The organism is Rhodoferax sp., from assembly GCF_028688795.1.
Classification (GTDB): domain Bacteria; phylum Pseudomonadota; class Gammaproteobacteria; order Burkholderiales; family Burkholderiaceae_C; genus Rhodoferax.
The window spans coordinates 19,571-32,109 of sequence record NZ_JAQTXM010000038.1; the positions used below are offsets into that span (position 1 = coordinate 19,571).

Below are 12,539 nucleotides of genomic sequence, written 5' to 3' on the forward strand. Positions count from 1 at the left end.
TTTTTATATAAAAAACGCCTCAGGCCCTTATGAATAGGGCGTGAGGCGCTATATTTTTAGCGGCTAACTAAATCACTCGGCAGCAGCGCCCTCGCCCTGCTCGGCCTGGGCTTCGGTCTCACCGGCCAACTCCGCAGCTTCCGCCTCGGAGATGGCACGGCGTTCAGCATCGTCCATGTTTTCACGGACCTTGCGGGCTTCGTGGTAGGCCATGCCGGTACCGGCCGGGATCAAGCGACCCACGATCACGTTTTCCTTCAGGCCACGCAAACCGTCGCGTTTGCCCATGATGGCAGCCTCGGTCAGCACTCGGGTGGTTTCCTGGAAGGAAGCCGCGCTGATGAAGCTGTCTGTGGACAACGATGCCTTGGTGATACCCAGCAGCAAGTTGGTGAACACCGCGGGGATTTTGCCCTCGGCGCGCAACGCGTCATTGGTGTTGAGCATTTCAGAGCGCTCGACCTGTTCACCATTGATGTACGTGGAGTCACCGGCATTCTCGACCACCACACGGCGCAGCATCTGGCGAACAATCACTTCAATGTGCTTGTCGTTGATCTTCACGCCTTGCAAGCGGTAAACGTCCTGCACTTCGTCCACGATGTAGCGTGCCAGTTCTTCGGCACCCAGCAGACGCAAGATGTCTTGCGGGTCAGCTGGGCCGTCGACCACGGACTCGCCCTTGTTAACGATCTGGCCTTCATGCACCAAGATGTTCTTCTCCTTGGGCACCAGTTCGTCCCAAATCTTGCCTTCAGGATCGGTGATCTGCAGGCGGATTTTGCCCTTGGTTTCCTTGCCGAACGACACTGTCCCGGTCATCTCAGCCAGCATGCCCTTGTCTTTGGGTGAGCGGGCCTCAAACAACTCTGCCACACGCGGCAAACCGCCGGTAATGTCACGGGTTTTTTGACCTTCAACCGGGATACGCGCCAGCACCTCGCCTGGGCCCACGTCCTGACCGTCACGCACTTGCACCAAAGCGCCGATCGGGAAACCAATCGTCACTGAGTGGTCAGTTCCGGGGATCTTCACTTCATTGCCCGTGGCATCAATCAGCTTGACAATGGGACGCACCACCTTGGCTGAGCCGCGATGTTTCGGGTCAATCACCACCAAAGTGGAGAGCCCCGTGACATCGTCAACCTGGCGGGCCACAGTCAGGCCTTCAATCACATTCTCGAACAGTGCCTTACCGGCAAATTCAGTGATGATGGGGCGCGTCAACGGATCCCAGTTGGCCAAAATGGCGCCAGCCTTGATGGTTTGGTCGGCCTTGACGGTCAGCACTGCACCGTAGGGTACTTTATGGCGCTCACGCTCACGGCCATGTTCATCATGAATGACGATTTCACCAGAGCGGGAAATCACCACCAACTCACCCTTGCCATTGGTCACATAACGCATGGTGGCGTTAAAACCGATGTTGCCGTTGGACTTGGCCTCAACGCTAGATGCGATGGCCGCACGCGATGCCGCACCACCGATGTGGAAAGTCCGCATGGTCAGCTGGGTACCCGGCTCACCAATGGACTGGGCCGCAATCACACCGACAGCCTCACCACCATTCACCAAACCGCCGCGACCCAGGTCACGGCCATAGCAACGGGCGCAAATACCAAAGCGGGTTTCGCAGGTCAGCGCGGTGCGGACCTTGACTTCGTCGACGCCAGCAATTTCCAGCTCATCAATCAAGTCTTCATCAAGCATGGCGCCAGCCGGAGCCAGCACCGAGCGGTTTTCTGGGTGCAGGATGTCATCGGCTGCGGAGCGACCCAAGATGCGGTCACGCAACGATTCAATCACTTCACCGCCTTCGACAATGGCGCGCATCAGGTAACCCGCGTGGGTGCCACAGTCTTGCTCTGTGACCACCAAGTCTTGCGTCACATCGACCAGACGACGTGTCAGGTAGCCCGAATTGGCAGTTTTCAAAGCGGTATCGGCCAAGCCTTTACGCGCACCGTGGGTGGAGATGAAGTACTCCAGCACGTTCAGACCTTCGCGGAAGTTAGCAGTAATAGGCGTTTCAATGATGGAGCCATCAGGCTTGGCCATCAAGCCACGCATACCCGCCACCTGACGAATTTGGGCAGGAGAACCCCGGGCGCCAGAGTCAGCCATCATGTAAATCGAGTTGAAGGACTCTTGCGTAACTTGATTGCCATGGCGATCAGTGACCGTCTCTTTGGACAACTGGGCCATCATCACCTTGGCGACTTCGTCACCCGACTTGCCCCAGATGTCCACTACCTTGTTGTAGCGCTCACCTGCCGTCACCAGACCTGAGGTGTACTGCTGGGCAATTTCCTTGACCTCGTTTTCAGCACGTTCAATGATGCCGGGCTTCTCGGTGGGCACCAACATGTCCTCAATCGAGATCGAGATGCCGGAGCGTGTCGCCAAACGGTAACCGTACTGCAGCAGCTTGTCGGCAAACACCACGGTTTCTTTCAGTCCACACTTGCGGAATGACACATTGATGAGCTTGGAAATTTCTTTCTTCTTCAACGCCTTGTTGATGTTCGAGAAAGGCAGGCCCTTGGGCAGAATTTCAGACAACAAGGCACGCCCGGCGGTGGTCTCCCACAGCTTGGTAGACGGCACCAGTTCACCGGTTTCCTTGTCCTTGGTGTACTCTGTCAAACGCACATTGATACGTGCGCTCATCTCCACTTCACCCGCGTCAAAAGCGCGCTGCACTTCACTCACGTCAGAGAAAATCAGACCTTCACCCTTGCCATTGATGCGATCGCGGGTGGTGTAGTACAGACCCAGCACCACGTCTTGCGACGGGACGATGGACGGTTCGCCATTGGACGGGAACAGCACGTTGTTGGAGGCCAGCATCAAGGTGCGGCATTCCATTTGTGCTTCAACCGACAAGGGCACGTGAACAGCCATCTGGTCACCGTCAAAGTCGGCATTGAACGCGGCGCAGACCAGTGGGTGCAATTGAATCGCTTTGCCTTCAATCAAAATCGGCTCAAACGCTTGAATACCCAAACGGTGCAAGGTAGGCGCACGGTTGAGCATCACAGGATGTTCGCGGATCACCTCTTCCAGAATGTCCCACACTACGGGCGTGCCAGTTTCAACTTCTTTCTTGGCAGCCTTGATGGTGGTGGCAATGCCCATGGCTTCCAGGCGTGCAAAGATGAACGGCTTGAACAATTCCAGAGCCATCAACTTTGGCAAACCACACTGGTGCAGCTTGAGGGTTGGGCCAACCACAATCACCGAACGCCCAGAATAGTCAACCCGCTTGCCCAGCAAGTTCTGGCGGAAACGACCGCTCTTGCCTTTGATCATGTCAGCCAGCGACTTGAGCGCGCGCTTGTTGGCACCGGTCATGGCTTTGCCTCGACGACCGTTGTCCAGCAAGCTGTCCACCGCTTCTTGCAACATGCGCTTTTCATTGCGGGCAATGATTTCAGGCGCTTTGAGTTCCAGCAAACGACGCAGGCGGCTGTTGCGGTTGATGACGCGACGGTACAAGTCATTCAAATCGGAGGTGGCAAAACGACCACCGTCCAACGGCACCAACGGACGCAGGTCAGGTGGCAACACCGGCAACACATCGAGCACCATCCACTCGGGCTTGATACCGGATTTCTTGAACGCTTCAAGCAACTTGAGGCGCTTGGTGTTCTTCTTGATCTTCAGCTCGGAGCCGCTTGGATCATTGCGCAGCTTTTCGATTTCGCTGTCGATGTCCAGGTTTTGCAACAAGTCCTTGACGCCTTCAGCGCCCATCTTGGCCTGGAATTCGTCGCCGTATTCCTTGAACTTGGCATCGAAGTCGTCCTCGGACATGATGCCGTATTTCTTCAGCGGCGTCATGCCGGGGTCGGTCACCACATAAGCTTCAAAGTACAGCACGCGTTCGATGTCACGCAGGGTCATGTCCAGCACCAGGCCCAAACGGCTGGGCAGAGATTTCAGGAACCAGATGTGCGCACAAGGTGCTGCCAAATCGATGTGGCCCATGCGTTCACGGCGCACTTTGGTCTGGGTGACTTCAACGCCACATTTTTCGCAGATGACACCGCGATGCTTCAGGCGCTTGTATTTGCCGCACAAGCATTCATAGTCTTTGATGGGGCCAAATATCTTGGCACAAAAGAGACCATCACGCTCAGGCTTGAAGGTGCGGTAGTTGATGGTTTCAGGCTTTTTGACTTCGCCAAAAGACCAAGACCGGATTTTTTCGGGCGAGGCCATGCCAATCGTGATGGCATCAAAATGCTCATCAGGCGTAAATTGCTTGAACAGGTCGAGTAATGATTTCATGAATCTTTTTCCTTTGATCAATTACGAGCGTTCGAGCTCGATGTCCAGGCCCAGGGAACGAATTTCCTTGACCAGCACGTTGAACGATTCCGGCATGCCGGCTTCGATCGAGTGTTCGCCCTTGACGATGCTCTCGTAGACCTTGGTACGGCCCTGCACGTCATCTGACTTGACAGTCAGCATTTCTTGCAGCGTGTAAGCAGCGCCGTAGGCTTCCAACGCCCACACTTCCATTTCACCAAAACGCTGACCACCAAACTGGGCCTTACCACCCAACGGTTGCTGCGTGACCAAGCTGTAGGGGCCGGTGGAACGGGCATGCATCTTGTCATCCACCAAGTGGTGCAGTTTGAGGTAATGCATGTAGCCAATCGTGGTGGGGCGCTCGAAGCGGTCACCAGTACGGCCGTCATAGAGGTAAGCCTGGGTGCGGGTGTCCGTCAAACCCTTGGCTTTGGCAATGTCGTCCGGGAAGGCCAACTTCAGCATGGCCCGGATTTCTTCTTCAGTGGCACCATCAAACACCGGTGTGGCAAACGGCATGCCGCTGGTCAGGTTCTCGGCCATGTCGAGCAACTGAACGTCGCTGAGTTGGGCCAGGTCTTCCTTACGACCGGTGGTGTTGTAGATGCCATCGAGGAACTGACGCAGCTCAGCCACACGGCTTTCGTGTTGCAGCATCTCGCCAATGCGATGGCCAATGCCCTTGCCAGCCCAGCCCAGGTGAACTTCAAGCACCTGCCCGATGTTCATCCGAGAAGGCACGCCCAGCGGGTTCAGTACGATGTCACAAGGTGTGCCATCAGCCATGTGCGGCATGTCTTCCACCGGCAAAATTTTGGAGACCACACCCTTGTTACCGTGACGGCCGGCCATCTTGTCACCTGGTTGCAGGTGGCGTTTGACCGCCACATAGACCTTGACCATCTTCAGCACGCCAGCAGGCAAGTCGTCGCCTTGCGTAAGCTTCTTGCGCTTTTCTTCAAATGCCAGGTCGAAACGGTGACGGGTTTGTTCCAGCGAGTTCTTGATGCTTTCCAACTGGGTGGACACGTCATCTTCAGCTGGACGGATGTCGAACCAATGGAATTTCTCAACTGCGGCCAGATAGGCCTTGTCGAGTTTGGTACCTTTGGCGAGCTTTTGCGGGCCACCATTGGCAATTTTGCCAATCAGGAGTTTTTCAATCCGGTCAAACGCGTCAGCTTCCACAATGCGAAGCTGGTCGTTCAGGTCGAGGCGGAAGCGTTTGAGCTCGTCGTCAATGATCTGCTGTGCTCGGCGGTCACGGGTGATGCCTTCACGGGTAAACACCTGAACGTCAATCACGGTGCCTTGTGAGCCTTGATCAACTCGCAACGACGTGTCTTTCACATCGCTGGCTTTTTCGCCAAAAATGGCGCGCAACAGTTTCTCTTCTGGCGTGAGCGTGGTTTCGCCCTTGGGCGTGACCTTGCCAACCAAGGTGTCACCGGGTTGCACTTCAGCACCCACGTAAATGATGCCCGACTCATCCAGACGGTTAAGTTGTTGTTCACTCAAGTTGGGAATGTCACGGGTGATTTCTTCGGCACCCAGCTTGGTGTCACGCGCCATCACGACCAATTCCTCGATGTGAATCGAGGTGTAACGGTCTTCGGCCACGACACGTTCGCTGATCAAAATCGAATCTTCGAAGTTGTAGCCGTTCCAGGTCATGAAACCAATCAGCATGTTCTGGCCCAGGGCCAGTTCACCCAAATCAGTGGAAGCGCCGTCAGCAATCACATCGCCTTTAGCCAAGTGGTCGCCTTTTTTGACGATTGGGCGCTGGTGAATGTTGGTGTTCTGGTTGGAACGCTGGTATTTGATGAGGTTGTAAATGTCCACACCGACTTCACCGGCTTGCGCTTCCGCATCATTGACGCGGATCACCACACGCGTGGCATCGACATAGTCCACCACGCCGCCACGGGTGGCAACCACCACGGTGCCCGAGTCAACGGCAGCCACACGCTCAATACCTGTGCCGACCATCGGTTTTTCCGGGCGCAGCACTGGAACGGCCTGACGGGACATATTGGCGCCCATCAACGCACGGTTCGCATCGTCGTGCTCAAGGAATGGCACCAAAGAAGCCGCCACCGACACGATCTGAGCTGGTGACACGTCCATGTATTGCACACGTTCCGCGCCAACCATGACGGTTTCGCCAGCTTCACGGGCAGAAATCAACTCGCCAGACAAGTGACCTTCTTTGTCCAGTGCCGCATTGGCCTGGGCAATCACGTACTTGCCTTCTTCAATGGCCGACAGGTAATCAATATCCAATGTCACCTTGCCATCGACCACGCGACGGTATGGGGTTTCAATGAAACCGTAGTCGTTCAACCGGGCATACAGTGCCAACGAGTTGATCAGACCAATGTTTGGACCTTCCGGTGTTTCAATCGGGCAAACACGACCGTAATGGGTTACGTGCACGTCACGCACCTCGAAGCCAGCACGCTCACGCGTCAAACCACCTGGGCCAAGGGCCGACACGCGGCGCTTGTGGGTGATCTCGGACAGCGGGTTGGTTTGATCCATGAACTGCGACAGCTGCGACGCACCAAAGAACTCTTTCAGTGCGGCCGAAATAGGCTTGCTGTTGATCAGGTCATGCGGCATCAAGGGTTCCTGTTCGGCTTGACCCAAACGCTCCTTGACGGCTTTTTCGATCCGTGCCAAGCCCATGCGGTACTGGTTCTCGGCCAGTTCACCGACACAACGCACGCGGCGATTGCCAAGGTGGTCGATGTCATCCACTTGACCATGCCCGTTACGCAAATCAACCAGGATCTTGACCACGGCCAAAATGTCTTCGTTGGTCAACACCATGGGGCCAGTAGACTCCGGGCGGAGCATTTTGGCATTGAACTTCATACGACCCACGCGCGACAAATCGTAGGTGTCTGGGTTGTAGAACAGGCGTTGGAACAAGGCTTGAACAGCATCTTCTGTTGGCGGCTCACCTGGACGCATCATGCGGTAAATGGCGACACGTGCGGCAAATTCGTCAACCGTTTCGTCGGTGCGCAAAGTCTGGGAAATGTAGGCGCCTTGATCCAACTCGTTGGTGTAGATACAAGCCAGATCCTGCACACCCGAGGTGCGCAGTTTCTTGAGCAACAGTTCTGTTAACTCTTCGTTGGCCTTGGCCAAAATTTCACCGGTATCTGAATCGACCACGTTGCGAGCCACAACACGGCCAACCAAAAAGTCTTCAGGCACAGAAATGTGCGTGGTACCCGATTGTTCCAATTCACGGGTATGACGTACTGTCACACGCTTTTCCTTGGCAACAATCACCTGGCCACTCTTGTCGGTGATGTCAAAGCGAGCCACTTCGCCGCGCAAACGTTCGGCCACAAATTCCATTTGTGCGCCACTGTCCATCAGGCGGAAGTTGTCATTCACAAAGAAGTTGGCAAGGATCGACTCATTGTTCAGGCCGATGGCCTTGAGCAAAATCGTGACCGGCATCTTGCGGCGGCGGTCAACCCGGAAGTACAAGATGTCTTTGGGGTCGAACTCAAAGTCAAGCCATGAACCGCGGTAAGGGATGATGCGCGCCGAAAAAAGCAACTTGCCGGAGCTGTGTGTCTTGCCCTTGTCATGCTCGAAAAACACGCCAGGAGAACGATGCAACTGTGACACGATCACGCGCTCAGTGCCATTGATCACAAACGAGCCTTTTTCAGTCATCAAAGGCACTTCGCCCATGTAGACCTCTTGCTCCTTGACTTCTTTGACCACCTTGTTTTGCGTGGTTGAAGACTCACGGTCATAAATAATCAATTGCACTTTGGCGCGCACCGCTGACGCAAACGTCAAACCACGGGTCTGGCACTCACGTACATCAAAACCGGGTTTGGCCAAGTTGTACTCAAGGTACTTCATCTCAACAAAACCGTTGTGCGACACGATCGGGAAGGCTGCGTCAAACGCAGCCTGAAGCCCTTCGTTGGTACGCTTCTTGGGCGCTACTTCTGCTTGTAGAAACGCCGTGTAAGCGTCTTTTTGCATTTGCAGGAGGTAAGGGATTTCCAGCACGCTGTCGCGCGTACCAAAATTTTTACGAATCCGCTTGCGTTCGGTGTATGAGTAAGCCATGAGATCTCCGGGCAACTAGAGGAACTTGGGGTAGTCCTGGGCGACTTTAAATCTTGGTGATTGGCCACTACCAATCATTGGCGGACGGTCGCACATTGCATGCAACCCGAACCAAGGCATCTTCTGCTGTCGGGGTTAGAAGACACTGAAAAAGGTTTGTTCAAACTTTTTTCAGTGCGCTCTCATAAAACACCAAAGGCTGGAGGCCTGTGACAGCACTCCAGCCTGCGGGACGACTCAATTACTTGAGTTCAGCCTTGGCACCAGCTTCAATCAGCTTCTTCAGAGCTGCATCAGCATCAGCCTTGGAAACGCCTTCCTTGACGTTCTTTGGTGCGCCGTCGACCAAGTCTTTGGCTTCTTTCAAGCCCAGACCGGTGATTTCGCGAACAGCCTTGATGACCGACACCTTTTGGGCGCCTGCTTCAAGCAGAACCACGTTGAATTCGGTCTTTTCTTCAGCCACTGCAGCAGCAGCGCCACCGCCAGCAGCAGGAGCCGACATGGCTGCTGCGCTTACGCCAAATTTCTCTTCGATGGCTTTCACCAGGTCGTTGAGTTCCATGACCGTCATGCTGTCGAGCGCGGTCAAAAATGCGTCTTTATCGAATGCCATTTTGATTTCCTAACAATATTGGTTACTTAGTGCTGCAGGCTATCAAGCCGCAACTGCTTCAGCGGGTGCTTCTGGTGAAGCTTCAACCACACCAGCGCCTTTTTTCTCCGCAATCGCTGCCAGCACACGGGCTGTACGCGAAATTGGGGATTGCATCAAGCCCAGCAACTGAGCCAACAGCACTTCCTTGGAAGGAATGCTTGCCAGTTGCTTCACGCCGTCGACATCCAAAGCTTTTCCTGCAAATGCACCACCGCGAATCACCAACTTGGCATTGGTTTTCGCGAATTCTGCAACCACTTTCGCGGCAGCAACTGCATCTTCAGAGAAGCCATAGATCAGCGGACCGGTCATCAGGTCGGATACAACTTCAAAGCCACTGCCAGCGACAGCACGACGTGCCAAGGTGTTTTTCAACACACTTAGCGACACGCCGTTGCTGCGCGCATTCGAGCGCAATTTGGTCATATCAGCGACCGTGATGCCACGGTATTCCGCCATCACGAGCGTTTGAGCTTTAGCGGCGAGGCCAGTCACATCACTGATGACCGCTTCTTTCTCACTGCGATTTAAACTCAAGGTCTACTCCTTCAAAATGTGCCCGTTATCGATGTTTGCCACATCGCCCAGGGCACGCCACATTGCAGCGACCAACTGTTTCGGAACTTTTAAATTCTTTGGCAGCGGGATCGCCATCTGCGTTGGTTGTTTGCGGATTAAGTGCTCGGAGCGAACCCTCTGCACACCAACGGTCTTGGATGGCCTGCTTGCACATTGACGCGCAAGCAGCCCACCACGTCAGGCGGTCCTTTCGGACCACCAGATTTCACATCAAATGCTTATTAAGCAGCGATGGTTTGGATGTCAACACGAACGCCGAGACCCATGGTGCTCGACACAGCAACCTTGCGAAGGTACAAACCCTTGCTGGTGGCTGGCTTGGCTTTGGCCAATGCATCAACCAACGCTGCCAAGTTGCCTTGGAGCTTGTCGTTGTCGAAAGAACGACGACCAATGGTGGAGTGAACAATGCCAGCCTTGTCGACACGGAACTGGACTTGACCAGCCTTGGCGTTGCGAACGGCTGTCGCAACGTCAGGCGTGACCGTGCCAACCTTCGGGTTAGGCATCAGGCCACGTGGGCCCAGGATCTGACCCAAAGTACCCACGACGCGCATCGCGTCAGGGGCAGCAATCACGATGTCAAAAGGCATGTCGCCAGCCTTGATCATTGCGGCCAAGTCATCCATGCCAACGATGTCAGCGCCAGCGGCCTTGGCTTCTTCAGCCTTGGCGCCTTGGGCAAACACAGCCACGCGCTTGGTCTTGCCGGTGCCGTTAGGCAACACAACCGCACCACGCACCACTTGGTCCGACTTCTTGGCATCAATGCCAAGTTGCACAGCCACGTCGATGGATTCATCGAACTTGGCATTGGCAAATTCTTTTACCAAACCGAGCGCATCGGCAATGGCGTACAGCTTGCCGCTGTCCACTTTGCCTTGCTGGGTCTTTTGTTTTTTAGTCAAGCGAGCCATTTACACACCCTCCACATTCACGCCCATCGAGCGGGCTGAGCCAGCGATGGTACGCACAGCGGCGTCCATGTCGGCAGCGGTCAAGTCTTTCATCTTGGTCTTGGCGATTTCTTCGAGCTGAGCGCGAGTAATCTTGCCGACCTTGGTCTTGAGCGCGTTAGGTGAACCCTTGTCGATCTTGACCGCTTTTTTGATCAGGATAGATGACGGGGGCGATTTGATGACAAAAGTGAAACTCTTGTCAGCATACGCAGTGATCACCACAGGCAGTGGCAGACCCGGCTCAACACCTTGAGTCTGAGCGTTAAACGCCTTGCAGAACTCCATGATGTTCAAACCGCGTTGACCCAGTGCTGGGCCAATAGGTGGGGATGGATTGGCCTTGCCCGCTGGTACTTGCAGCTTGACAAAACCGACGATTTTTTTCGCCATGGTTTAACTCCTAGCGGGTTCTAACGCCTCGGCTTGCACAACGCAAACTTTTGGCTCCCCGGTGTTGACGACTCACTATCTACATTTGCACCGAGTCGAAAAGTGCAAACATCTAATCAGTTGGGTACCGCGTAAACCGCTTCGCGCAATCTTGGCCCACCCAAAGAAATTTAGGTTTTTTCGACCTGCGAAAACTCCAGCTCGACGGGGGTGGAACGGCCAAAGATCGTTACCGCGACACGAACCTTGCTCTTGTCGTAATTCACTTCTTCCACCAAGCCGTTGAAGTCCGCAAAAGGACCTTCTTTGACGCGCACCATCTCGCCCACCACAAACTCGACTTTGTGCCGTGGCTTCTCAGTGCCTTCCTGCATCTGGCTGACGATCTTCAGCACTTCCGCCTCTGAAATCGGTGAGGGACGGGTCTTGCCGCCGCCCACGAACCCAGTGACCTTGTTGGTGTGCTTCACCAAATGCCAAGTGTCATCATCCATGACCATTTCGACCAGCACATAACCAGGGAAAAACTTGCGCTCTGTGGTCTTCCTTACGCCGTTCTTGATCTCAACCACTTCCTCCATGGGCACCAGAATGCGACCAAACTTGGTCTCCATGCCGGCGCGGTTGATGCGCTCAAGAATATTGCGCTCAACAGCTTTTTCCATGCCGGAATAGGCATGAACCACATACCAACGCAAATCTGGATTTGCAGAAGGCGCAGCCAGCGTTTGAGCAGCTGTGAGCGGACTTACTGGGGAGGTTTCTTCAACATCAGTCATTTATTTCTTCCAACCCAGAATCAAATCGTAAAAAACCCATTCAAGCGTCTTGTCAGTGAGCCATAAAAACAGCGCCATGACCAAAACAAATCCAAAGACGTAAATCGTCATTTGAACTGCTTCTTTGCGCGCAGGCCAAACTACCTTTTTGACCTCTTTGACAGAGTCACGCCCGAAGGCGACCAAGGCCTTGCCGGTTTCCGACATCAAGAAAATGACCACCGCCAGCCCAAGACCGACCAACAGACCCAGCCACTGGAACAACGGCCCTTGCTTGGAAAGCGCGTAATAGGCCACCAGGGCGGCAATGACCATGACCGCAGCAGCTGCCAACTTGGCTTTATCTGCTGTCGTGTTGACAGTTTGTACTTGTGTGGTGGCCATTATTGACTTGACTTGCGCCTCAGAATTTCCGGTTTAATTTTGCGTCCCTGAGACGCACAAGCCCACTATTTTCATAGTGGGCTGTTTTCTTCTTCACCTGGCAGATGACCAGGTGGCAGGGGCAGTAAGAATCGAACTTACAACCTTCGGTTTTGGAGACCGACGCTCTGCCAATTGAGCTATGCCCCTTTACATGTCCTGCCAAGGCAGGACAGTCCAATTACGCAATAACCTTAGCCACGACGCCAGCGCCGACGGTCTTGCCGCCTTCACGAATGGCGAAACGCAGACCTTCTTCCATGGCGATCGGGGCAATCAGCTTCACAGTGATTGACACGTTGTCACCAGGCATGACCATTTCCT

At 54.5% G+C, this 12,539-nt stretch carries 8 protein-coding genes, 1 tRNA gene and 1 pseudogene; all 10 read right to left on the reverse strand.

The features are described 5' to 3' along the window. Window positions 1–72 precede the first annotated feature (72 nt). Window positions 73–4,293 carry a DNA-directed RNA polymerase subunit beta' gene (rpoC, locus tag PHQ58_RS20500; RefSeq protein ID WP_300115030.1) on the reverse strand — a complete coding sequence of 1,407 codons (4,221 nt, stop codon included), beginning with the start codon at window positions 4,291–4,293 and terminating at the stop codon, window positions 73–75. Between the two features lie 21 nt (window positions 4,294–4,314). Next, window positions 4,315–8,427: a DNA-directed RNA polymerase subunit beta gene (rpoB, locus tag PHQ58_RS20505; protein ID WP_300115033.1), complete on the reverse strand. Its 4,113-nt coding sequence runs from the start codon at window positions 8,425–8,427 to the stop codon at window positions 4,315–4,317. A 241-nt stretch (window positions 8,428–8,668) separates the two neighbouring features. Next, on the reverse strand, window positions 8,669–9,043 hold the full coding sequence (gene rplL / locus PHQ58_RS20510; RefSeq protein WP_300115036.1) for a 50S ribosomal protein L7/L12: 375 nt from the start codon (window positions 9,041–9,043) through the stop codon (window positions 8,669–8,671). 42 nt (window positions 9,044–9,085) lie between these two features. Further along, the gene (gene rplJ / locus PHQ58_RS20515; RefSeq protein ID WP_300115038.1) at window positions 9,086–9,622 is read right to left on the reverse strand and encodes a 50S ribosomal protein L10; all 537 of its coding nucleotides are present in this window, start codon (window positions 9,620–9,622) and stop codon (window positions 9,086–9,088) included. A 263-nt stretch (window positions 9,623–9,885) separates the two neighbouring features. Then, window positions 9,886–10,581: a 50S ribosomal protein L1 gene (rplA, locus tag PHQ58_RS20520; RefSeq protein WP_300115041.1), complete on the reverse strand. Its 696-nt coding sequence runs from the start codon at window positions 10,579–10,581 to the stop codon at window positions 9,886–9,888. Beyond that, the gene (gene rplK / locus PHQ58_RS20525) at window positions 10,582–11,013 is read right to left on the reverse strand and encodes a 50S ribosomal protein L11 (protein ID WP_300115044.1); all 432 of its coding nucleotides are present in this window, start codon (window positions 11,011–11,013) and stop codon (window positions 10,582–10,584) included. 170 nt (window positions 11,014–11,183) lie between these two features. Next, window positions 11,184–11,792 (reverse strand): transcription termination/antitermination protein NusG, encoded by a 609-nt coding sequence (nusG, locus tag PHQ58_RS20530; RefSeq protein WP_300115047.1) that lies wholly within the window; start codon window positions 11,790–11,792, stop codon window positions 11,184–11,186. Next, a complete protein-coding gene (gene secE, locus PHQ58_RS20535; RefSeq protein WP_300115050.1) occupies window positions 11,793–12,176 on the reverse strand; it encodes a preprotein translocase subunit SecE in 384 nt (127 codons plus the stop codon). Window positions 12,177–12,289: 113 nt separating this feature from the next. Then, window positions 12,290–12,365: transfer RNA gene (locus PHQ58_RS20540), tRNA-Trp, on the reverse strand. A gap of 31 nt (window positions 12,366–12,396) precedes the next feature. Continuing rightward, window positions 12,397–12,539, reverse strand: a pseudogene (locus PHQ58_RS20545) (elongation factor Tu); the annotation flags it as partial.